Genomic DNA, 22,986 nt, shown 5'->3' on the forward strand with positions numbered 1-22,986 from the left:
ACAATAGAATGCCGTCGCGCCTGTCGGGCGCGCATGAAACGGTTTGATCTGCCCATCCCGGTTCAGTTGTTGCCGGAATGTGGCGATGGGATCAGGCCTTGAAAAAGGTTTCCGGGTTGGCAGGCCCCGGCGTCGGATATCCCCACGAATTCGGCATGGATTTGGGAACGTTTTGCATGTCGTTCTTCACCACGCCATAGCTGTCACTGGGCAGGCAGACGCCGAAGACGTAAAACTGGTCGGCAGCGATCTCCAGTATTTCGGCCATCAGCTTGCGTTGCACGTCCGGGTCCGGCGAGCCCAGCACTCGGTCATAACGCGCCAGTGCATCCTTGACCGGCTGCGGCGGCTCGACCGCGCCCTTGGACGCAGGATCGCGGTACCACAATTGCCATCCTTTGGCGTAAAGCGCTTCGGTTGTGTTGGGAATGAAATAGCGCGGATCGAGGATCGCAGCGATGCCGCCATTGCCGCCGAAGCGGTGCGCGGTGGCGTCATAGTCGATGCCCTGACGCACCCGGACCTCCCACAGCGAACGGTCCATGCTTCGCATCTGCACATCTACGCCCACCGCATGAAACATCGGCAGTGCCAGTTGGAAGATGTCGAGGAAGGTAGTTCGAGCCTGATCGATCTCGAATATGATCGTCACCCGCTTGCCGTTTTCATCCTGCCGGAAACCTTCACCATCCTTGTTGGGAAGGATTTTGTCGAGCAGGGCGTTGGCCGCATCGGGGTCGTATTGGGTAAACTGCGTGGCCAGACGTTCGTTGTAAAGGGGATCTTCCGCCCGCACGGCGGGTTGCGAAATCGTTCCTTGGCCGATGAACACCGTGTCGATGATCGCCTGCCGATCCAGCGCCATCGAGAGCGCTGCCCTGAAATCCTTGTTGCCGTAGAGCTTGCGCTTGGTATTGTCCGGGTGGTTGAGGTTGAGCTGGAACACCATCTCGTTTGTTTCGGTCGATGTGAGCGTGTACAGACCGAACTCACCCTGCTCCTGCGAATCGTAAAGCACGGCCCTATTGGCTGGCGTGGCGATATACTGGTCCATCAGATCGATCTCGCCCTGCATCGCCTTCAACAGCAAGACCTGCGCATCGGCAACCATCTGGTAGACGATGCGATCAATGTAGGGCAGTTGATTTCCCTCGGTGTCGACCTTCCAGTAGAACGGGTTGCGCTCGGCAATGGCGCGGTCGGTGCTTTGTCCCGGTGCGACCGCCATCTTCCAGGCATGGATGACGGGGCGCTGCGAATTCTGGAAGAACTCGTTGTCCACGACGAGGCCCGCTTCGCGCTGGAACAGTTGAATCCACCCGGACGCGCCCTTGGTCTTGGCTTCCTGTTCGGCGTTCGGGTTGTACTTGATGTGGAACTGCTTGAGATAATGTTTCGGCGCGCGGGTCGTCTGGTCATCGTTGGCCCATGCCAGCCGCAGGGGAAACAGACCGTTGGGAGCGGCGAAAATTACTTTGAACGTCACATCGTCCAACGCCTCGAAACGGGCCTTTTTTCCGCCCGCGCGCAGATGGTTCTGGCCGATATCGTTGAGGCCCTCGTAATTGAAGATGTCCTCGTACCAGAACATGATGTCTTCCGTGGTGAACGGTTCGCCGTCTGACCACTTCATGCCTTTGCGCAGCCTGAAGGTAAATTCGGTGGCATCGGCGTTGCTCTCGTAATGCTCTGCGACATTCGGTACCACTCCCGACCAGTCCGGCATATATCGCAACAGGGGCTCGTAAGCCTGGTATCGGAAGAGCATCGACAGGGACCCGCCGCCGACGATTGCGCTGTTCCAGTCACCTCCGTGTGTTCCGACGCGGTCCAGCGGTGTGACGACCAGCGGGTTGAGCGGCAGGCGGTCTGCAACGGCTGGCAGCTTGCCCTCTTTTACAATGGCATCCAGCATGGCCGGGTCTTTGACGGCGCTCGTCTGCGCCAAGGCTTTCAAAGCGGGTAGTATGACGGCAGCGGTGCCCGCAGCGAGAAACGCGCGGCGATTGAATCCTTGCATCTGTTTCCTCCTCCAGTCACGCATCGCGGAATGGCCTCTCCTCCTCAGGATCGATCCGCAATTTTTGAACGGCCGCGCCGCTACAAAGATAGCTTGCATGTCCGCATTATTTTAGCTTCTATTATGTAATTTGTTAGGTAAAGCGTTATGTTAAATTTATTTCTTGCGCGGCATCACAATGCGAGGAGGCGCTATGCGTAAAGTGACACTGCAGGACATCGCCAACCATACCGGCTTGTCGAAATTTGCCGTCTCATGCTCGCTCTCAGGAAAAGCCGGGGTCAGCGAGGCGACGCGCAAACGCGTCGAGGACGCTGCCGCCATGTTGGGCTACCAGCGCCAGAAGCCCGCTGACGAGCAGCGCGCGATCACCCTCATCTTTCACGATCAGGTTGATAGCGTCAGCTATGAGTTGCGCACCATGCTGCAGGACGGCATGCAGAAGGAGGCGCATCGGCTCGGCCAGCCGGTACGTTTGCAGTGGACGCATGATGCAGACAGGGTCGAGGCGATGGTGCAGGATAGCGCCGGCATAATTCTTGTTGGGCCGCACGAACAGACAACGCTGGACATCGTCAAAGCGTCCGGCGTCCCGTCGGTCCGGCTCGGTTGGGTATCTCCCCTCGAACAGGCCGACCACGTCGGCGGCACCGACCATGAGGCGGGGATTGCGGTTGGCGATTATCTATTCGGGCTCGGGCATCGCGACATCGCTTTCGTTCAGGGTAAAGAAGGCTATCGCGGACGTATGGAACGTTATCACGGACTAAGGGAAAGTCTGGACCAATACCCCGATGCAAGGTTACACGATTTACGCTTTGACGAAGATGGCGGATTTATCCCTGCGCTACAAAGTCTTCACAATGCCAATATCGCACCGACAGCCCTGTTCTGCGCTCACGATGGACTGGCACTCACCGCTGTTTCCGAACTCCTGGCGCGTGGTTACCGTATTCCAGAAGACATGTCCGTTGTAGGCTTCGGCGACTTTTCTGCCGCGACCCAGATATCCCCTCACTTAACAACCATCAAGGTACAGGGTGCAGAAATGGGCGCGACAGCCATGCGGCTACTTTTGGAACGCATCGAAACACAAGGTCAGCCGGTCCTCGCAAGGCGCATTCTTATTGCATCAACCTTTATTGAGCGAAGGTCATCAGGCGTCGCTCCAAGACATTCGAAATGGTTGACTGCCATCGAGTGATTAAAGTTAGCTGTCTTGAAGAGATTCGAACCGCAACTGCAATAGGCAAAAAAATGCGGACTTGATGGGCGTAGATTTCCGCACCAATTGGTGCTACATGCATATCAACGTTTCGGAGCTAGTTATGCGATCAACCATCAATCTCGACGACAGCCTTATGGAAAGAGCAAAGTCCCTAACGGGCACGAAGGAAACGGCGGCTCTTGTGCGTCAAGCACTGGAGACTTTGGTGCGAGTCGAGTCTGGCAAGCGGCTAATCGCTCTTGGAGGCACCATGCCTGAGGCTGAGGCAGCGCCTCGCCGCCGGAGCGAAGTGGGGAAGTGATCCTTGTCGACAGTTCAATCTGGATTGATCATTTCCGACACGTAGACCCGGAGCTCGTCAAAATCATCGGAGATGATCAGCTGCTTTGCCACCCTTTCGTTGTAGGTGAACTGGCCTTGGGTAGTCTGCGAGAACGGGATGCGGTGTTAGCGTTTCTCACAGCTCAGCGTGAAGCGGTAGTTGCAACCCATGCAGAGGTGATGACAGTCATTGATCGCCATTCGATATTCAGCATGGGGATCGGCTATACTGATGCACATTTGTTGACTTCAACTCTCCTGGACCGTCGATCCAGCTTGTGGACGAGGGATAAGCGCCTAGCGGCCGCCGCTCGGAAGGTTGGGGCGGCGCTTTATCCCTCTCCGCAAACTCCTCATTAGAAACGAAGTTACAAACCCTTGAGTGCAATTCCGCTTTTGAAGGGATCAGAACCAGCGCCCCTGTTATAAACTCCCTCGGCACAAGATCTGCAGGCTAACCAAAAACTTGGCTCAACTGAACGACTGATTTGGGGCCGATTTTGCACAAACCGGCTTATAAAATTGCCAAGCGATAGCTGCCATTCTTGCTCTGAGCTGAGCCAGCCTTCAGCCCATCCAACCAGCGTCAGAAAGCGAGTTTGCCATAAACAGCAATCCGGCGCGCAGCTGTTCGCGGTTGACGATGCCCCCGAGACACACTCTGACATGTTCGTCAGGTGCGCCGAGAACAGTAAATGCGTCTGATGGCATCAGCCCGACGTGACGACCGGCCATCCGTCCCATGAGTTCCGCCCTGCTCGCCCCTTTTGGCAACTTTAGCCAAATATTGAAAGCTTCAGGCTCACCCTTGATGTCGAGCCCCGAAAGAGTGTCAACCGCAATATTGTGGCGAAAAGCGCTTTCCGAACGGACAAAGTGGCGAATAGCATCTGCCGTCCCGTCCTCAATCCACCGCGTCGCGAGCGCCATGCAGATCGGTGAAGGCATCACAGCACTAGCCCTCATTGCCTGGGACAGGGAATACGCAGCCTTGGCGTTAGGTGAGACCGTGTAAGCGAGGCGCAGGCCTGCGCCCAGGCATTTTGCCAGGCCGCCAATGTGCCAAGTAAGATCGGGAGCCAGAGTAGCAAAAGGGACAGGTGCCGCAGCCGGAATGAAACCATACGCATCATCCTCAATCAACGGGAGCCTGTGCCGCAGCAACACTTCGGCGATTTCCATGCGCCGGCCCCGGGGAATCGTCAACGTCGTGGGGTTTTGAACCGTGGGATTGAGATATAGCGCTTTCGGTTGGTGCAAATGAATAGCCGCGTCAAGCGCATCGGGCAGAACGCCGGAAGCGTCCATCGCAATTCCGACGAGTTGCAATCCCATGCGGGCTGCGATCGCCCGCAAACCGGGATACGTCACCGCCTCACACAGGATGACATCGCCCGGTCTGGTCATCGTCGAAAGAAGCGCTGTCATCGTGGCGTGCGCTCCCGGGGTGATCGCGATCCGCTCGAGACTTGGCACCATTCCCCTTTTTGATAGCCATGACGATGCCGCGGCCTTATCCTGCTCTCCGCCGGTCGTCGACTGGTAGCGGAGAAGGGAAATAAGGTTTGCTGAAACAGTCTGCAGCCCTTCCTGCATTCTCGCCACGAGATCCGGGTCCTGCGGTTCGGGAGGCATGTTCATCGACAGATCCTCGTCCCCGGCGCGGCGCGGATCGATGCGATGCTCCTCTTTCGGGCGGCCCAGTGCAAAAGTACCTCTTCCGACATGGCTCTCCACGAGACGTCTGGAATGCGCCTCGGTGTAGGCGCGGCTGACTGTTGTAAAGTCGATCTTGAGACGCTCGGCGAGCCTGCGTTGTGGCGGCAATCGGTCTCCAGCGGCGATATCGCCTCGTTTGATCGCAAGCTCGATCGCGTCCGCAATCTGAAGATAACGAGGCTTGCCGTCAGGACGAAGTTCAGGGAGCCACTTCAACATTTTACCATACCTCAAATATCGATTGTTTCATATTGTATGGACAACCCGGTGCGGTTTCAAGTGTTGATTTGACAATGAATCCTCGATCATAAATTGAGCATAAAAGCTGATTTTCCCGCTATTATTTGAGCACAACGTATACCCAATGTGCAGAATTACGTTTCATCAAAGAATTATTGTATGCATAATAAACTGACTATTGATTCATACAATTTCGTTCGTATCGTTTCTGCATTAACCCCGCATAAGGAGATGCAGACATGCCTGAAGTAACGCAGCCGCCGCATAAGGATGGTGACTTCTTTGTCGATTACGAGTCCAAGGTTTTCGAGGATGTTAAGGCTGATCCCGGTGAGAAGGCGCTCGTAACCTTCCACACGGTGGCGTTCGAAGGCTCCATCGGGCTTGTAAACATTCTCAATGCCATTCGCCTGCAGCGGAAAGGCTACGAGACTTCGATCCTTCTCTACGGTCCGGGCGTGACATTGGGGATCCAGCGAGGTTTCCCCAAGCTCGGAGACGAAGCCTTTCCGGGTCACCTGAACTTCAACAAGAACCTCGAGCGCTTCATGAAGGAAGGCGGCAAGGTCTACGCATGTCGCTTCGCGTTGCAGGCGCTCTATGGGCACGGCGAACCGGCTCTGATACCCGGCATCATCCCTATCCTGCCTCAGGACGTGCTGGATTGCGTGCTTCTGCACAAGAAGGCCAACGCCCTGATTATCGACACATGGACCGTATGATTTGACCTCGACACCCCGTTCCGCTGCGAACGGGGTGCACTGTTCCAGGCAATATGTAGGAGCCAGTCATGCCCAAAACAGTACGTGCCGCCGCCGTCCAGATCGCGCCCGACCTAACCTCGCGCGCCGGCACTGTCGAGCGGGTCCTGAATGCGATCGCCGAAGCCGCTGACAAAGGCGCCGAGCTGATCGTATTTCCGGAAACCTTTGTGCCTTGGTATCCGTATTTCAGTTTTGTCCTGCCGCCCATGCAGCAGGGTCCAGAGCACCTGCGGCTCTATGAGGAGGCTGTCACGGTCCCGTCCGCGGAAACCCGCGCCGTCGCCGATGCCGCCCGCAAACGCAGTGTTGTGATCGTGCTCGGTGTGAACGAACGCGATCATGGCTCGCTCTACAACACCCAACTAATCTTCGACGCCGACGGCAGCCTGAAACTCAAGCGCCGGAAGATCACTCCGACCTATCACGAGCGGATGGTCTGGGGCCAAGGCGATGGAGCCGGCTTGAAGGTTGTCGACACTGCCGTTGGCCGCATGGGCGCACTGGCGTGCTGGGAGCACTACAATCCGCTCGCTCGTTACGCGCTGATGGCACAGCACGAAGAAATCCATGCCTCACATTTTCCAGGATCTCTGGTCGGTCCGATTTTTGGCGAACAGATCGAAGTCACCATGCGCCACCATGCGCTGGAATCGGGCTGTTTCGTGGTCAATGCCACCGGCTGGCTGGGCGAGGATCAGATCGCCTCCATTCACCCGGATCCCGCATTGCAGAAGGGACTGCGCGACGGCTGCATGACCTGCATCATTACCCCGGAAGGCCGCCACGTCGTCCCGCCCCTGACCTCGGGCGAAGGCATCCTGATCGGCGATCTGGATATGCGGCTCATCACCAAACGCAAGCGGATGATGGATTCGGTCGGACACTATGCACGGCCCGAACTGCTGCACCTCGTCCATGACACGAGGCCCGCACGCGTACTCGAGCAGATCGACCTTTCAAAGGATTTCTCCGAAGCAGAGCAAGGCAAGCCATTTGAGGAGGCTCAGGATGCGTGAGCTACCATCGATAGATCCGGAACTCATCAACGATCTCCAGACACGAGGAATGCGTCTCGTGGATCCCCGGGCCGGCCACGAGAGCAGGCGCGGTGGCGCAGGCCCCTCCGACCATAAGGCGGTCAATTTCGGCGACACAACCGTCATGGTGCCGGTACATACCGCGCCGGCATTCGACAGTCCCTATCTCGTGGAAGCTCCCGACGCCGACGGCCGTGCGCGCATCACCAGGGAAGGATCCGAAGTTGCCCGAATTCGATTTCCCAATCGGCCGCGATTTTACGATCTGATCACGGCAGACGGCATTCCGTACAACAAGATCGCGGTTCTTCATTCGCGCGACGTTCTTGCCACCACCATTCTGCAGACCTGCATTCGTTATGAAAGCCGCAAGAAGACCTGTCAGTTCTGTTCGATCGGGCAAAGCCTTGCAGCCGGCCGGACTGTCGCGCACAAAACTCCTGCGCAACTGGCGGAGGTCGCAAAGGCGGCAGTCGAACTCGACGGCGTAAAACATATGGTGATGACCACCGGCACCCCTGCGGGCAAGGACCGTGGTGCTGCCGTTTTGGCAGAAAGCGCCCGTGCTGTGAAGGCGGTCGTCGATCTGCCGATCCAAGTGCAATGCGAGCCGCCGGAAGACGATATCTGGCACCAGCGGATGAAGGATGCCGGCGCAGACGCATTGGGGATGCACCTTGAAGCGGTGACCGCTGAAGTCCGCGACCGGATCATGCCGGGCAAGGCCAGCGTTCCTCTCACGAAGTATTTTTCCAGCTTCGAGGCGGCGGTCAAGGTGTTCGGGCGCGGACAGGTCTCCACCTACATCCTCGCGGGCTTGGGCGATACCCGCGAGGCAATTCTGGAAATGTCGACACGCCTCGTTGCTTTGGGCGTCTATCCGTTCGTGGTGCCATTCGTGCCGATCTCCGGAACACCCCTTGAAAGCCACCCTGCACCGAAATCCGAGTTCATGGCCTCGATCCTTGCCCCCCTGGCGCAGATCGTCATCGATGGCGGATTGAAGGCATCGGACATCAAGGCAGGCTGCGGCAAATGCGGCGCCTGCTCGGCCTTGTCCACCTACGAAAAGCTGAGGGTTCCGGCATGAGCCACATGGATCATTCAGCGTTTATCAGCCCGGAATTCCTGATCCGCGCAGCATCTGAACCTTGGGAACTGCAAGGCGTATCGCGTCTCAGGTATCAGGTATTCGTGGAAGAGCAGCGCATATTCGTCGGCAACGACCATGACGAAATCGACAATGCGGCAATCCCGCTGGTAGCCATCGCCACATTGGCCGCCGAGCCTGCGGAGGTTGTGGGAACGGTCCGGATTCATGAACCGTCTGCTGGCATCTGGTGGGGCTCGCGACTGGCGGTTGCTCCGGCATATCGCAGAGTTGGTCGGCTGGGAGCGGAGCTTATCCGCCTTGCGGTGAGCACGGCGAACGGTCTCGGGTGCAGCGAGTTTCACGCCCATGTCCAGCTTCAGAATGTACCCCTGTTTCGGCGCCTGCATTGGGAGCCGCAAGGAGAAATCGACCTGCATGGCGTGCGCCACATGCACATGCTGGCTTCACTCGAGCACTATCCCCCCACATGCGACCCGACCATCGGCTGGTCCGCCAGAGCGCGGAGGTCATGATGGACCTATATGCCTTGGCGGCAGCACTGGCAGCCCACCCGTCTATTCGCAGCAAACTCGACATCGCGGCGACGACACGCGCGCTTTCGCTATCCTCCGGAACATCCGGAATGCCCGGCGACGACGCCGCGGCAATTCCAGCCCTGGACGGCACCTGGGATCTGCTGGCGGGCGAAGGTTTTATGCCGCAGTTCGTGCAGGACGATCCGTGGTTTGCCGGCTGGTGCGGCGTAATGGTGAACCTTTCGGACATCGCAGCGATGGGAGGACGCCCGACCGCACTGCTCGACGCCGTGTGGGCTCCGGATACAGCATCCGCCGAGCCCCTGCTTGCCGGCCTTCGCGACGCAGCGATGGCCTACGGCGTGCCAATCGTCGGCGGGCATACCAACCTCCGCAGCAAGGATCTCAATCTTGCCGTTTCCGTCACGGGACGTGCAAAGAGGCTGATTTCGAGCTTCACGGCCGCCCCTGGAGATGTGCTTATCGCAGCCGTCGATCATCGCGGGCATTACCGGCCGAACTTCGACAACTGGTGCGCGGCCCTTGACGCACCTCATGAACGGCTGCGTGGCGACTACGAGGTGCTGCCGGAGCTTGCCGAGGCTGGTCTGGTGGATGCTGGAAAAGACATCAGCCAAGGCGGGATTGCCGGCACCGCGCTTATGTTAGCTGAATCCTCCCGATGCGGGTTCGACATCGAGCTTGCTGACATCCCGCTCCCGGCAGGTGTAGCAGTCGACCGCTGGCTGCGCACATTTCCGAGTTTTGGCTTCCTCCTTTCGGTTCGGCCAAAACGGACGGACGAGGTCTGTTCAGTATTTGCTGCTCGGGGCATCAGCGCCGCAGCCATCGGGCATGCAACGGACAACTCCCGGATCGATCTGACGAGTGGTGGCGCCCGGGCAACGTTCTGGGACTACGCAACGGCCCCCTATATCGCGCTGGCAAAGGAGATAGCCCATGCCTGAAGTTCGCTTCACCATCCGATGGCCTGATGGAACGGAGGAGAGCTGCTACTCGCCCTCGACCGCCATAACGCGCCATCTCGAAGCAGGATGCACCTATCCGCTGACTGAATTTGTCGAACGTGCGCGCACCGGTTTGAACGAGGCATCGGACCGCGTCGCCGCCAAATTCGGCTTCGCCTGCTCCTCCGCACTCGATCAACTGGCAAAGATTGAAACGACAGCCGCCGCTCAGCCGGCTGACGCTAAGGTCACCTGCCTCTCGATGTCATGAAAGGGTTCGTTATGACCAACGCCAATGTACCACACGTACCAGTTCTCATCATCGGAGGCGGCCAGGCCGGTCTTTCTGTCAGTTGGTATCTCATGCAGGAGGGGATCGAGCATATCGTCCTCGAGCGCCACCGTAAATTCGAAAGCTGGCGCAACAATCGCTGGGACAGTTTCTGTCTGGTCACGCCAAACTGGCAGTGCCGGCTGCCCGGCTGGCACTATAAAGGCACGGATCCAGATGGTTTCATGCTCAGGCAGGAGATCGTCGACTATCTGGATGGTTTCGCAGAAAGCTTTAGCCCACCGCTGCGCGAGGGGGTGGACGTCACGGATGTCTCGCCTCGTGACGGTGGCGGATATAGAATCGCGACCTCCTCCGGCGAAATGACTGCTGATCAGGTGGTTATCGCAACGGGCGGTTACGACAACCCCATCGTGCCGCCCTACGCGGCAGATCTGGACGCCTCTATCCTACAGATGCACTCGCGCGAATATCGGCGTCCATCGCAACTTCCAGATGGCGGAACATTGATTGTGGGCACGGGCCAATCTGGTGTGCAGATCATGGACGACTTTCATTTGGAAGGTCGTCCAGTGCACCTGGCAGTAGGGCCCGCACCGCGCAGCCCGCGCAAATACCGCGGGCGCGACGCAACCGACTGGCTTTACGATGCTGGAACCTATGGCGTCACAATCGATACCCATCCCGATCCCATCAAGGCCCTCACCCAGACCAACCATTACATGTCCGGGCGCGATGGCGGCAAGGAGATCGATCTGCGTAAATATGCGCTCGAGGGCGTGCGGCTGTACGGATCTGTCGCGGGTGCCTCGGGCACAACGATGACGTTCCTGCCCGACCTCGAAAAGAACCTCGATGACGCTGACCGGAGCTATCTGGGTATACGCAGGCAGATCGATGCATGGATCGCCGCGCAGGCAATCGTTGCTCCAGAGGAGCCGCCCTTTGAAAAGGTCTGGCGCCCCGCTCAAGAAATCACCGAAGTCGATTTGGCGCAGACAGGTATAACATCGATCATCTGGGCGATTGGTTTCCGTCCTGACTACTCGTGGCTAAAGGTCGACTGCCTGGACCAACGAGGAAAGCCTGTGTCCCGTCGCGGAGTAACGGATGCACCGGGTCTGTATTTCATCGGCCTTGGCTGGTTGAACACCTGGGGCTCGGGCCGATTTCTTGGCATCGATGAGGACAGCCGGTATCTCGCCGAACAAATAGTCGCACTCCAAAAGAACAGGCTGGCCGCATGAGCACGTTTCAGCTCGCGAGACACGAAGCGACGCAGCTCATCGAACGCCACGTGCTCGGAATGGCGGAAATGGGCTACAGCGGTATTTCGGAGCAATGGCTCAAGCGACGTGCGGGTGATTTGCACTGGCGGCTGATTGCGCGCGCTATGGGGCAGCGGGATGCTGTTTTCACTTGCTCAGAGGGCGAGCCACTCTATGCGGCTTTTTGTGCGACCAGCTTGCAGTTCGTAAGGCCGCATCTTGCGCGCATGGGCGGGGAGATGACACTGGCCGCGGATCTCTACCGTGTCGGTCACGGGCGTCTTGCGTCGCTTCTCCGCATCTACGTAGGCAGCGACATTGTGGGTCGAATGATTTTGATCTCAACCTTTGTGGGACGGTCTGAACCCGGGATCAACCAGTCAGTCGTCCGAAGGAGCCCGCGAGCGTTCGCGATGCCGCCTGAGCCTCCCCTCGTGGTCCGGCGCCTGGCCGAGCAGGCTTCGGCCGCCGCGCGAGCGATTCGCAACGACCATCGTAGACTTTTCGCTATGTCAGAAACCCAGAATATCCTGCCGTGCCCGGCAACAGACTTCAATGCCGCCGGACTTCTCTATTTCCCGAGCTACAGTGCTTTAGCGGACCGGGCACTGTTCCAAGCAGAAGAGAAGCATACCGGAATGATCAACTCGCGACATGTAGTTTATTTGGGCAATGTGGAGCCAAAAGAATGGATAGAGATCAACTTTAAAAAGCTGCCTTCAAGGCACGATGTCTTCCTGAAAGGCCCAGAATCTCGGCCATTGGCGTTGATGCGCGTACGTTTCGATAGTGGCAACAACAGCTCTATAACCGCTTAACACCGCGACGCGGTCGACAGGAAATGCCGGCTTCAAATGCAGCTACGGCAACTAATGCGATACCGTCTTGCTTAATCTAGCTCGGGATAGAAATCGAACCACCGGCTCCGAGAGGTGGTTCGATTATCTTGGCGGCATATGTTCTGGCCATTCCTGTGCGCCATGAAGCACATGAAGAATTCGAACTGTCGTTTCAGTAATGGCATATGCCGCGACGTAGGGCGTACCATCGATGACGAGTTCGCGTGTCCCAGCAGTTCTGCCCACGCGCCCACTACCCGGGAAATCGAGTAAACGACGGGTAACTGCAACAATCCGCTCCTCGATCAGAACGGCGGCCACAGGATGATCTGCCCTCAATTTATGTGAAGATGGCGTCGCGATCTGATAACGCAAATGCAGACCAAGTAAGTATCACGATTTGGGCACACCAGCGTAAGACGTGCTGCCGCTCGGCGCTCGGAAAAATGCGCCTCAACTTCCTCGTCTGATAAATCCGGCCGAGTATCGTTCAATGCTTCGAGCACCTTGGTGCGAAACCAGGCTCCATGCGTTTCACTGCCCGAAAGAAACTCAAGGGGCAAAGCCCGCTCATTAGCTGTCCGGGCGAGCAGGATACGATCCGCATCAGATACCGTGAGGCCCATGCTTTCAAGAACTGGAGAAGCACGATCACGAACTTCGGCATCAATCCGTGTTTGGACGAGTGCGTTGGCGGCCATGGCTATCTACAGATTCAACAGATAGCAATGCAGTTGAATGACGCTTTCTAGGTAAAATTTGCGCCGCCTTTCTCCGCTTATCACTCTACTAAGCCTGTTGAACAAATTAGAGCCTTCAACCGCTGGATCTCAAGCTGCGATCACTGAAAATTCCGGCTCTTCACCTTCAGAGTATCGATATGAAGATCCGGCGTGAACATGTCCCGCGGGACGACCGGCTTTGGCCGATCGCGTGAATCCGGCCCGCCGCCGCCGTGAGCAAATTCATCGCCGCGACCAGCTGGCAGCTTAAACTCCGTATCCCGATCGGCAAGTCCAACCAGATCGCCTGAGAGATCGAAGAGTTGCTGGGCGACGAGATGGACGACCTCCCCTTCCCGTTGAATCCGTCCGTTGATCGCCATCATCGAGGAGCCCAGCACGACCCGCCTGCGCTTCTCGAACAAGTTGGGCCAGACAACAACGTTGGCCGGTCCAGTCTCGTCCTCGATGGTGATAAACATCACACCCTTGGCCGATCCCGGCTTCTGCCGCACCAGCACGAGTCCAGCGGTGTAAACCCATTGGCCATCCCGGGCATTCATTGCCTCGGCACAGGTGATGATATTGCGTGCCGACAGGTCCTTGCGCAGAAAGGCGACTGGATGCTGGCGCAAAGTCAGCCCGATGTGGCTGTAGTCCTCGATGACGTTGTGGCCATCGGTCATCTGCCGGAGCGCGACCTTTGGCTCCTGCTGCTCGGCAATCGCCGTCGCCTCGCGTTCGGCCGCGGCGGCAAACAGCGGCAAGGGCTCGTCGCGCTGAGCCTTGATCGCCCAGAGCGCATCGCGTCGTTCGAGTTTCAGCGATGGCAGAAAGGCGTCGGCCTCTGCAAGCTGGACAAGCGCTTCGGTCGGCACGCTGGATCGGCGCCACATATCATCGACTGAGGCAAACGCATTGTTCATGCGCGCTGCAACGATCCGCGCCGCCTCCGCAACTGCCAGTCCCCTCACCTGCCGGAAACCCAACCGGACAGCATGTCGATCAGTGCTGCCGATCCTTTCCAGCGTGCAGTCCCATCGCGAGCGGTTGACGCAAACCGGCCTCACCTCAACGCCATGCTTGATCGCGTCCCCGACAATCTGGGCCGGAGCATAAAAGCCCATTGGCTGGCTGTTGAGAAGGGCTGCGCAAAAGACGTCGGGGTAATGGCACTTGATGTAGTTCGACGCGTAGGCGATCAACGCAAATGAGGCCGCATGACTTTCCGGAAAGCCGTAGGAGCCAAAACCTTCCAGCTGCGAAAAGGTCTTTTCGGCAAACTCTGGCGAATAACCATTCTTCACCATCCCCGAAACCAACTTGTCCTTGAAACGTGAGACCCCGCCGGTGAACTTGAAGGTCGCCATGGATTTGCGCAGCTGGTCGGCCTCCCCGCCGGTAAAGCCTGCACAGACCATGGCGACCCGCATGGCGCTTTCCTGAAACAGCGGCACGCCCAGCGTCTTGCCAAGCACGGCCTCCAGCTCAGGGGTGGGATACTCGACAGGCTCCTTGCCTTCGCGCCGACGAAGGTAGGGATGCACCATGTCGCCCTGGATTGGGCCCGGCCGCACGATTGCCACCTGTACGACGAGATCATAGAAGGTGCGGGGCTTCAGGCGCGGTAGCATCGCCATCTGCGCACGGCTTTCAATCTGGAACGTGCCGAGCGTGTCAGCCTTGCGGATCATCGCATAGGTCGCCGCATCCTCTTGGCTGATCTTCGAGAGATCAAGATCTTCCCCCTTGTGCTCTCGAATAAGATCGAAGGCCTTGGCCATGCAGGTCAACATGCCAAGTGCAAGGACGTCCACCTTCATGAACTTCAACGCCTCGACGTCATCCTTGTCCCATTCGATGATCTGCCGGTCTTTCATCGTGGCGGGTTCTATCGGCACGAGGTCATCAAGCCTATCGTGGGTGAGGACAAAACCGCCGGGGTGCTGGCCAAGATGACGCGGCGCACCCATCAGCTGCTGCGCGAGTTTCAGGGTGAGCGCCAGACGCCGGTCCTCGGGATTGAGATTGAGTTCCCTGATGTTTCGGTCGGGAACCTCTTCTGACCAGGACCACATGCCCGACGATAGCGCCTTGATCACATCCTCCGGCAGGCCGAGCGCCTTGCCGACATCGCGGATTGCGCCCTTGGCCCGGTAACGGGTAACGGTTGCGCAGAGTGCCGCCTTGTCCTTGGTATAGGTCTTGTAGATCCACTGAATGACCTCCTCGCGCCGTTCATGCTCGAAGTCGACATCGATATCCGGCGGCTCGTCGCGTTCCTGGCTGACGAAACGCTCGAAAAGGAGATCATTGGTCGAGGGGTCGATCGAGGTAATGCCGAGAATATAGCAGACGGCGCTATTGGCGGCGGACCCCCTGCCCTGGCAGAGAATGCCCTGGCTTCTGGCAAAGCGCACGATCGAAAACACGGTCAGGAAGTAAGGGGCGTATTTCATGGTGCGGATGAGATCGAGCTCATGCCGCACAGTCTTCAACACATCCGGAGGCAGACCTTCCGGATACCGGTCCGGCATACATTCCCAGACATAGTGCTCGAGAGACGCTTGGGCATCCTTGCCCGGCACAATGGCCTCTTCGGGGTACTGGTAGGTCAGCTCTTCAAGCGAAAACTTGCAGCGCCGTACGATCTCCGCCGTTCGCGCCAGTGCTTGCGCGTAGCGCGGAAACAGGCGTTCCATTTCCTCCGGCGGCTTGAGGTAGCGGTCGGCGTGACGTTCGCGCTCGAAGCCGACATCGTCGATCGTGGTGTTGTGCCGGATACAGGTGACGATGTCCTGCAATTGCCGGCGGCCCGGCTCATGAAACAGCACGTCATTGGTGACGACGGTTTTGACTTCGAACCGTGCCGCCATGTTGGAAATCTCATGCAGCCGCAACTGGTCGTTCGGTCGCCGACGCAGACAGAGCGAAACGTAGGCGCGATCGCCAAACAACTCAGCCATCTTGCGCAGCTGTGCGGCACAGGTAGCATCCGGCAGATCAGGCACCAGAATGCCGATCATGCTCTCGGAGTAAGCGACGATATCGTCCCAGTGCAGGATGCAGTTGTTCTTGCCGCCACGCGATTTGCCAAGCGTGATCAACCGCGTCAGACGCGAATAGGCGGCTCGATCCATCGGATAGACCAGCATGGACATTCCTTCCGCGAGATCGAGCCGGCAGCCGACGACCAGGCGCAGACCGGTTGCGCGGGATGCTTCCAGCGCCCGGACGATCCCGGCCAGCGAATTGCGGTCAACAACGCCGAGTGCATCGATACCGAGCTGTTTCGCCGTCTCGAACAATTCCTGGGCAGAGGAGGCGCCGCGCAGGAAGCTGAAGTGGGTCGTGACCTGGAGCTCGGCGTAGCTCATGCGAAGATCCCGTGGCAGAACCAGCGATGGGACCCGGTTTCGGGATCCACCCCGTCACCGGAGCGGAACACCCACAGGCGCTCGCCTGCCTCGTCCTCGATGACAAAGTAGTCCCGCACCGCCTCCATCTCCTCGTCGCGCTGCCACCACTCCCCGAAGATGCGTTCCGGGCCATCGGCGCGTTTGACCTTACGGCGCTTGCCGCGCCAGACGATGGAAACTGGTGGGCGGTCCGGCATCAGCGCGATCGCCTCGATCAGCTCGGGCCGCGGCAACAGCCGGACCGGCCGGCGCCAATGGCTGACCCAGGCAATAGCGATCGGTTCAGCAACGGGACTGATCCGCTTCACGGAGCGTTCCGGCACATCGGAGGCGACCGGTGCGACGCGATACACCCGCTGGCCCCGATTTCCATAGATATCAATGAGCGGCGTCACATCGGTGGTGTCATCCTCGACCAGAGCAGAGGCTTTCTGAGCCTCCTCGAGAGGCTCGGCTATCACGGCGAGCAGGACCAGCTTTTCGATCCCGAACCCCGGCTCGATCTTTTCGGTCCGGTCCCTAAACAGTTTCGTCAGCCAGGCGATATCGCGGGCAGGCTTGGCGGTGCCTGCGCGAATGGCCTGCCTGGTACCGTCGACCTTCTCGACGATCAGGTCGGCACGGCGCACCCCAAGACCGCGCTTCTGAAGCTCATCGACCAGTTGGACGACGAGGCGGCCGACATATTTGTTGATCGTTTCGGCAGCCCCAATCGGTTCAGAGAAGGCTTTCGAGACTTCGATCAGCTCAGGCGTTCGGATCGGCTCGATAGGCTCGGCGATACGGCACAGCATCTGGTCGAGACGGCGGCCGATCTCCGGACCAAAGCGCAAAGTCAGTGGCGCACGTGGCGTGTTGAGAAGCTCGCCAATGGTCTGGAAGCCGAGAATGCGAAGATCGCTTACGATCTTGGACGCAAGGCGCAGCAGAGAGATCGACAGTTTTTCCACCGCCCGGACTGTCTTGCCTGTCGGAATGATAATCGTCTCGCGGTTGATGGCGCGGGCGCAGGCATGGGCTGCACCCCAGCTGTCGGCGACCGCTACACGGGCAGTCAGCTTGCCTCCCAGAAACTGGTTGGCGATCTTTGTCACCATTGACAGCTCGCCGCCCTGCAGGTGGTCGGCACCTTCGGTATCCATGACAATGCCATTGATCCCGTCAACGGCGACGATTGGCGAATAGATCGTCAGCGCCCAGAGCGTGATGCGTTCGAGAGCGACGCGATCGGCTTGCGGATCAGCGTCAACCATCATCAGCCCACGAAACAGCGACTGCGCCTTCGCCGCCGCCATGCCGACATGCACGCCTGCCTTTCTCGCAGCCGGGTCGGCAGCCGAAACCCATCGCTTGGAACCGCTTTTGGCGATCACCGCGATTGGCTGTTCAGGCGGAATGGAAGGATCTGCGCGCCGTATTCGATCCGTCGGCAGATCCGGAAGATAAATGGATACGACCCTTGTCATCACACGCTCTCACGAGAAACTCAGCACACTCACCCGCTTTCACGCGCATCAATTCCAGAAACCATTGAGGCCTGCCCACCCCCGGTACTGGCAGCTCCTCGGACGGTATCACACTCACCCGCCATCTGGTGGTTGACGCCGTCGGCTGGCCAAAATCATTCGCCTCCGTCTGCCTTCGCCATCGGCGGACAGCAAGCGCCATGGTCCCGGTTCGCTCGGCGGCGAGCTGCAGGCGTCGGGAACTGACCATCGGCAGGCGGACAAGTTCGCCGACGACCGCCCCGAGACCGCCAAACGAGAGCCCCTCCTCCATATTGGCCAGCACATCCTCTTCCCTGTCGGACTCCACGAAGATGACGCGGTCGGGATGAAGGCCGACCTGGGCAAGCGCCGGAAAAAACAGATCCGGTCGCGTCAGACACCAGATGACGGGGCCTCTGGTTCGCGCGGCTATGCCGGCGACAAAAAGCGCGGCAGCCGCGCCGTCTACGGTGCCCGAACCGCCGCCCGCAAACTCATGCAGGGCTCCATAGGCAAGGCCCCCGCCAGGCAAGGCCGCATCGATCTCCGGAACACCGAAGGCGAGCGTTCCGGCCCGTTTCGCGGCTCCGCCCTCCATCGAGGCAATGCGGTCACGCAAGTCGCAGATCACATCTAAGACCCCTCCAGGGACCCCGGGGGTACGGGCAGCAGTCATCGTTCACGGCTCCCTTCAAGGTCGTGTTCAAAGGATCGACATCATGTCGTACGGGCTATTTGTTCTTTTTTTGTTCTAACGATGCAAAAGAGTCAAGCAACACATGGTTGAGGAATATTATCCCAGCATTAGAAAAACCGAATATTCGGAAAGGATTCAAGGATATAGACATCACTACAATTTTTGCGGCACTTCGCTCTTGTCGGGCTCCAGATGGTGGATAGTGGGGATATATGAGCGGCGTCACAATGTTCTTAAGGTTTTCGTGCTGAACTCTCGCCATGACGAAGCCACCGAGATCAAAGCCGCTCCTTCGTGATACCGAAGCTCCGCTACGGTCAAAGCCGCGTCGGAAGCGTAACCCTGCACAGCCACAGCTTCTGTTCGATCCGATGCCCGACCGCGTCGAGCCGGCTCTTGCGCAATTGAAGGCCCATCCGCCACGAGGTGACCAGTGGAGCTGGGAGCTGAAGTGGGATGGCTATCGGCTGGCGGTCCACATCGAGCCGACAGGGGTGCGTATCCTGACGCGTAGCGGCCATGACTGGACGCACCGGTTTCCGGCTATCGAACAGGCGGCCCGAGCGCTTGGGCCTGCGTCCATGATCATCGACGGCGAGGCGGTGGTGCTGGACGAAGAAGGACGGCCGGATTTCGGGCTGCTTCAGATGTCGTTGGGGGCTTCGGGCAAGACGGCCGGTAACCGGGCGTCTGATGCCGTTCTCTACGCCTTTGATCTTATGTACCTCGACGGCCACGATCTGCGGGAGATGGAGTACCGATCACGCCGGCATCTTCTCGAGGATACGATAAAGGCAAATGACGGCGCCATCCGTCTATCCGAAACGCTCGACGCTGACCCCAACGTCCTGTTGGAGCATGTCCGCAGCCTTGGTCTTGAAGGCATCGTCGGCAAGCACCTTGATCAACCCTATCGCTCCGGCCGAACCGGCGACTGGGTGAAGATCAAAAGCGTTGAGAGCGAAGCGTTCATGGTCGTCGGATACGAACCATCGACGGCATCGCCAACGGGGTTCGCATCGCTGGCGCTTGCCGCCTATCGGGATGATGAACTCGTCTATGTCGGCAACGTCGGCACGGGCTTCAGCCAAGCCGAGATGACCAGGCTGAAGATACTCGACAAACTCCGCTGGAAGCGTAAGCAGCCACCTGTCGCCTTTGCTGGGAAATCAGATATCGTCTGGGTCGAACCGACCCTGATTGCAGAGATCGAGTTCCGGGCGTGGACGGGCGACGGCAAATTGCGACATGCTTCCTACAAGGGCCTGCGGGACCGGCAGGACAATGCCGACGTTTACAGGCTCAACTAACGACGCAGGCGGAACCTGACAAACTGCATTCGGTCGCAGCGGAGGAATTGCTGCCATGTGCAATCTTTATCGGATGGAAGACAAGGACTGGGTCGCCAAATGGGCTCAGGACGCCGAAAGCCTGATCAACCTGATGCCGGCCTATCAAATGAACCCCGATCAGATGGGGCCGATCGTCCGCAACGCGGCGGAGGGAAAGAAGAAGCTAGTGCATGCGCGCTGGGGGCTGCCCTCGCCGATTTTCGTGCAGAAGAAAGCTGCGGAAGCTCGGGCGGAGAAACTGAAGACCAAGGGTCAGACTGTCGATTTGGATGAGCTCATCCGCATGGAACCGGACAGAGGCGTGACCAATGTCCGCAAGCTCAACCTACCCCATTGGACGAGATGGTTCGGTGTAGAACATCGATGCCTTGTCCCGGTCACCAGTTTTGCCGAACCTGATCCTGCCAGCAAGCAGGAAGGCGGCAATGTGCCAAACGCCTGGTTTGCGCGCGATGAGGCAAAATCACTCATGTTCTTCGCCGGCATCCACGTGCCGCAGTGGAAAAGCGTCCGGAAGGTGAAGGATGGAATGACCACCGACGATCTCTATGGCTTCCTGACCACGGATCCCAATGATCTCGTTAGGCCCATCCATGAGAAGGCCATGCCTGTCCTGTTGCAAACGAAGGAAGAAACCGACATCTGGATGCGGGCGCCATGGGACGAGGCAAAGCACCTTGCTCGCCCGCTTCCGGACGATGCGCTGATCATTTTGTCGCGTGAGCCCTATGGATCGTCAATCGTATCGAAATCTGGCGAGCCGGTGGAGCAAGACGGTCTGGTGTAACCATTAGCCGTTTCGCTCGGCAGGAGCACTCCACAATCGGGTCAACCACCGCGGCGCAGTAGTGTGAGAACATGATTTAAATTTAATGTTCTTCCTCTCTTCGCAGCAGCTCAGCCTTCCGCTCGATTCCCCAGGTATAGCGGAATGACGCTCCATCTTTTCTTACAACACGGTGGCAGGGAATAGCGATGGCGAGAGGATTGCTCGCGCAGGCGCTAGCCACAGCCTTACCTGCCTTCGGGTGTCCAACCCTAGCTGCGAGGTCTTCATAGCTGATGATCTCGCCCGGAGAAATATCTCGCAACGCAAGCCAGACGCGACGCTGGAAGGTAGTCCCACGCAGGTCGAGCGGTAAGTCGAGGCCTACCTCCGGGCGCTCAACCATTCCAACAACCTTGGCGACGGTATCCTCGTATCGCTCGTCCCCTCCGACAAAGTTCGCGTTCGGAAATCGATCCTGAAGATCGGTCAGGAGGGCGGCAGGATCGTCCCCAAGGAGAATTGCCGCAACGCCCTTGTCGCTCGAAGCAACCAGGATCGCGCCAAGCGATGTCTGGCCGACTGCAAAGTGCAGCGTTTCCCTGCGCCCGCCCGCCCTGTAGTCTGCCGGGGCCATTCCGAGCGCGCGGCTGCATACCGCGTAGAACCGTCCGCTGGAACCGTATCCTGCGTCATAGAACGTCGACGTAATGGATCTGCCCGGTTTTAGTCCTTCCCGGATGAGTTGAGCCCTCCTCTCGAGCAAGTATGCTCGCGGGGTCATTCCCGTGTGTGCGCGGAACGTTCGGTGGAAGTGCCCTTCGCTGACGCCGAGGGCAAGCGCAAGCGCCGCGACGGTCGGCGAGCTGTCTCCGGCATCAATCAGCCTGCATGCCTCCGCCACCAGGTCGGCGTTTCTCCGGCTAAACTGCGCGTCGTCCGGACGGCATCGCCGGCACGGATGGAAGCCTGCTCTTTGCGCGTCGGATACGGCCTCGAACCAGCGAATGTTCTCCGGCCGGGGCGGCCGGGAAATGCAGTTCGTCCGGCAGTAGACGCCCGTCGTGACGACGCCGCGGAACACGGACCCCGTCGCTGCATTTCCGATGTCCGCCGCTTCCGCCATCAGGCCGCGCTCCTCTGCATCGAGCCGAACGGGTTGTCGATGAGATAACGCCACAGGCCGTCAGGACCGCGGCGGGCGATGTCCGTCGCAGTGGCCACCATGTTGATCTCGGTCCCATCCTTCGCTGTGCCGATGTACGACCAGTCGAGGACGAGAGAGGCGACGTCGCCGGCGACGAACAAGTGGCGCTGGGTGATCGACATCTGAAGGCCGAGGCTGAAGTACTTGGCAAGCTCCTCGCCGATCGCCTCCTTGCCGACGTGAGCGACGCCCGCGGCGTCGACGATCAAGCCTTCCGGGTCGTAGAAGCCGAGCATGGTCTCGACGTCGAGCGAGTTCAGATGGCAGAGAAGAGCTGGGACGATGCCTTCCGGCGTCGAGGAGAGTGCGAGCTTGGTGGTCATTCGATGTCCTTCGTTGTTGTTCTGCTCCTGCGAGCGTCCTGACTATGGCGAGGCGCCAAGGCGTCGAAACTCCGTTTTCTGATCTCATATTCCGATTTTCGACCGGTCTACGGGATCGGGGATTGACATCTCGCCTAATCATAGATATTTTATATCCACGATTAGGAGATGCAAGATGAAACTGAGCGAAGGCGTAGAGCAGGCCATCCACTGCACGGCATTTCTGGCAGGCCTGTCGCAAGACGGCGTGCTGTCGGCCGCAGCACTTGCCGAACTCCACGGCGTGTCGACGAGCTACCTCTTGAAGCATATGCAGGCGCTGTCCGGCGCGGAGATCGTCGCGACGACGCCGGGACCGAGGGGCGGCTACCGCTTGGCCAAGGCGCCGAAGGACATCAGCCTTCTCGACATCGTCCTCGCTGTCGAAGGACCGGCACCCGCTTTCCGCTGCGCCGAGATCCGCCAGCGGGGACCAAACCCTCTGCCGCAGCGCTACTTCACAAAGCCCTGCCAGATCAACGCTGCGATGCTGAAGGCCGAGAAGGCCTATCGCGCAGAACTCGCCAAGGTGTCCGTCGCGGACCTTTTGGCGGACCTTGGTGCAGCCGACGACGGTGGTATCGCCGCCCGAGGATGCGCCTTCCTTGAACTCCACGAACGCAAGACGGGCAATCGCGCCTCGTCATAG

21 protein-coding genes and 2 pseudogenes are annotated in these 22,986 nt (G+C 58.8%); 14 read left to right on the forward strand and 9 right to left on the reverse strand.

Annotation, left to right across the window (positions count from 1 at the left end):
- Window positions 1-91 precede the first annotated feature (91 nt).
- Window positions 92-2,020, reverse strand: a complete 1,929-nt coding sequence (locus N7578_RS22825; protein ID WP_311112630.1) for an ABC transporter substrate-binding protein — start codon at window positions 2,018-2,020, stop codon at window positions 92-94.
- A gap of 193 nt (window positions 2,021-2,213) precedes the next feature.
- On the opposite strand from N7578_RS22825, the gene N7578_RS22830 reads away from it, so the two are divergent.
- The 3 genes from N7578_RS22830 to N7578_RS22840 all read left to right on the forward strand — a co-directional run bounded on the left by N7578_RS22830 (window position 2,214) and on the right by N7578_RS22840 (window position 3,929).
- Window positions 2,214-3,224: a LacI family DNA-binding transcriptional regulator gene (locus N7578_RS22830; RefSeq protein WP_311112631.1), complete on the forward strand. Its 1,011-nt coding sequence runs from the start codon at window positions 2,214-2,216 to the stop codon at window positions 3,222-3,224.
- A gap of 124 nt (window positions 3,225-3,348) precedes the next feature.
- Complete coding sequence (locus N7578_RS22835) at window positions 3,349-3,549, forward strand: type II toxin-antitoxin system VapB family antitoxin (RefSeq protein WP_006699143.1); 201 nt, start codon at window positions 3,349-3,351, stop codon at window positions 3,547-3,549.
- On the forward strand, window positions 3,546-3,929 hold the full coding sequence (locus N7578_RS22840; RefSeq protein ID WP_311112632.1) for a type II toxin-antitoxin system VapC family toxin: 384 nt from the start codon (window positions 3,546-3,548) through the stop codon (window positions 3,927-3,929). The genes N7578_RS22835 and N7578_RS22840 overlap by 4 nt, the downstream gene beginning before the upstream one ends.
- A gap of 207 nt (window positions 3,930-4,136) precedes the next feature.
- Here the strand turns inward: N7578_RS22840 and N7578_RS22845 are convergent, their stop codons facing one another.
- Window positions 4,137-5,507 (reverse strand): PLP-dependent aminotransferase family protein, encoded by a 1,371-nt coding sequence (locus tag N7578_RS22845; protein WP_311112633.1) that lies wholly within the window; start codon window positions 5,505-5,507, stop codon window positions 4,137-4,139.
- A 260-nt stretch (window positions 5,508-5,767) separates the two neighbouring features.
- Between N7578_RS22845 and N7578_RS22850 the strand changes: the two genes are divergently transcribed.
- From N7578_RS22850 to N7578_RS22885, 8 genes are all read left to right on the forward strand, one after another.
- Window positions 5,768-6,250 (forward strand): MSMEG_0572/Sll0783 family nitrogen starvation response protein, encoded by a 483-nt coding sequence (locus N7578_RS22850; RefSeq protein WP_013637302.1) that lies wholly within the window; start codon window positions 5,768-5,770, stop codon window positions 6,248-6,250.
- A 68-nt stretch (window positions 6,251-6,318) separates the two neighbouring features.
- Entirely contained in the window at window positions 6,319-7,308 is a 990-nt protein-coding gene (locus N7578_RS22855; RefSeq protein WP_311112634.1) for a Nit6803 family nitrilase, read from the forward strand.
- Entirely contained in the window at window positions 7,301-8,419 is a 1,119-nt protein-coding gene (locus N7578_RS22860; protein ID WP_311112635.1) for an MSMEG_0568 family radical SAM protein, read from the forward strand. The genes N7578_RS22855 and N7578_RS22860 overlap by 8 nt, the downstream gene beginning before the upstream one ends.
- Window positions 8,416-8,955, forward strand: coding sequence for an MSMEG_0567/Sll0786 family nitrogen starvation N-acetyltransferase (locus N7578_RS22865; RefSeq protein ID WP_311112636.1), 540 nt, complete (start codon window positions 8,416-8,418; stop codon window positions 8,953-8,955). Before N7578_RS22860 ends, N7578_RS22865 begins: the two co-directional genes overlap by 4 nt.
- Window positions 8,955-9,926 carry a sll0787 family AIR synthase-like protein gene (locus tag N7578_RS22870; RefSeq protein WP_311112637.1) on the forward strand — a complete coding sequence of 324 codons (972 nt, stop codon included), beginning with the start codon at window positions 8,955-8,957 and terminating at the stop codon, window positions 9,924-9,926. Before N7578_RS22865 ends, N7578_RS22870 begins: the two co-directional genes overlap by 1 nt.
- Window positions 9,919-10,197, forward strand: a complete 279-nt coding sequence (locus N7578_RS22875) for an MSMEG_0570 family nitrogen starvation response protein (RefSeq protein WP_107341372.1) — start codon at window positions 9,919-9,921, stop codon at window positions 10,195-10,197. The genes N7578_RS22870 and N7578_RS22875 overlap by 8 nt, the downstream gene beginning before the upstream one ends.
- An 11-nt stretch (window positions 10,198-10,208) precedes the next feature.
- Window positions 10,209-11,465 (forward strand): MSMEG_0569 family flavin-dependent oxidoreductase, encoded by a 1,257-nt coding sequence (locus tag N7578_RS22880; RefSeq protein WP_311112638.1) that lies wholly within the window; start codon window positions 10,209-10,211, stop codon window positions 11,463-11,465.
- Window positions 11,462-12,304 (forward strand): Pnap_2097 family protein, encoded by an 843-nt coding sequence (locus N7578_RS22885; protein ID WP_311112639.1) that lies wholly within the window; start codon window positions 11,462-11,464, stop codon window positions 12,302-12,304. Before N7578_RS22880 ends, N7578_RS22885 begins: the two co-directional genes overlap by 4 nt.
- Before the next feature lie 123 nt (window positions 12,305-12,427).
- On the opposite strand, the pseudogene N7578_RS22890 reads toward N7578_RS22885, so the two are convergent.
- The 5 genes and pseudogenes from N7578_RS22890 to N7578_RS22910 form a co-directional block, all read right to left on the reverse strand.
- A pseudogene (locus tag N7578_RS22890) lies at window positions 12,428-12,722 on the reverse strand (type II toxin-antitoxin system RelE/ParE family toxin).
- Between the two features lie 19 nt (window positions 12,723-12,741).
- Window positions 12,742-13,026, reverse strand: a pseudogene (locus tag N7578_RS22895) (type II toxin-antitoxin system RelB/DinJ family antitoxin); the annotation flags it as partial.
- A 140-nt stretch (window positions 13,027-13,166) separates the two neighbouring features.
- Complete coding sequence (locus tag N7578_RS22900) at window positions 13,167-16,424, reverse strand: error-prone DNA polymerase (protein ID WP_311112640.1); 3,258 nt, start codon at window positions 16,422-16,424, stop codon at window positions 13,167-13,169.
- On the reverse strand, window positions 16,421-17,932 hold the full coding sequence (locus N7578_RS22905) for a DNA polymerase Y family protein (protein ID WP_311112641.1): 1,512 nt from the start codon (window positions 17,930-17,932) through the stop codon (window positions 16,421-16,423). The genes N7578_RS22900 and N7578_RS22905 overlap by 4 nt, the downstream gene beginning before the upstream one ends.
- A complete protein-coding gene (locus N7578_RS22910; protein ID WP_422646743.1) occupies window positions 17,853-18,629 on the reverse strand; it encodes an ImuA family protein in 777 nt (258 codons plus the stop codon). The genes N7578_RS22905 and N7578_RS22910 overlap by 80 nt, the downstream gene beginning before the upstream one ends.
- Before the next feature lie 281 nt (window positions 18,630-18,910).
- Between N7578_RS22910 and ligD the strand changes: the two genes are divergently transcribed.
- Both ligD and N7578_RS22920 read left to right on the forward strand, forming a co-directional pair.
- Window positions 18,911-19,960, forward strand: a complete 1,050-nt coding sequence (gene ligD, locus N7578_RS22915) for a non-homologous end-joining DNA ligase (RefSeq protein WP_311112642.1) — start codon at window positions 18,911-18,913, stop codon at window positions 19,958-19,960.
- 55 nt (window positions 19,961-20,015) lie between these two features.
- Window positions 20,016-20,789 (forward strand): SOS response-associated peptidase, encoded by a 774-nt coding sequence (locus N7578_RS22920; protein WP_311112643.1) that lies wholly within the window; start codon window positions 20,016-20,018, stop codon window positions 20,787-20,789.
- Between the two features lie 82 nt (window positions 20,790-20,871).
- Here N7578_RS22920 and ada read toward each other — a convergent pair whose 3' ends face one another.
- Together ada and N7578_RS22930 are read right to left on the reverse strand one after the other, a co-directional pair.
- Complete coding sequence (gene ada, locus N7578_RS22925; protein ID WP_311112644.1) at window positions 20,872-21,894, reverse strand: bifunctional DNA-binding transcriptional regulator/O6-methylguanine-DNA methyltransferase Ada; 1,023 nt, start codon at window positions 21,892-21,894, stop codon at window positions 20,872-20,874.
- Complete coding sequence (locus N7578_RS22930; RefSeq protein ID WP_311112645.1) at window positions 21,894-22,298, reverse strand: nuclear transport factor 2 family protein; 405 nt, start codon at window positions 22,296-22,298, stop codon at window positions 21,894-21,896. Before N7578_RS22930 ends, ada begins: the two co-directional genes overlap by 1 nt.
- Before the next feature lie 175 nt (window positions 22,299-22,473).
- Between N7578_RS22930 and N7578_RS22935 the strand changes: the two genes are divergently transcribed.
- Complete coding sequence (locus N7578_RS22935) at window positions 22,474-22,986, forward strand: Rrf2 family transcriptional regulator (protein ID WP_311112646.1); 513 nt, start codon at window positions 22,474-22,476, stop codon at window positions 22,984-22,986.

Origin of the sequence: Agrobacterium tumefaciens (genome assembly GCF_031801495.1) — a bacterium.
GTDB lineage: Bacteria > Pseudomonadota > Alphaproteobacteria > Rhizobiales > Rhizobiaceae > Agrobacterium > Agrobacterium tumefaciens_K.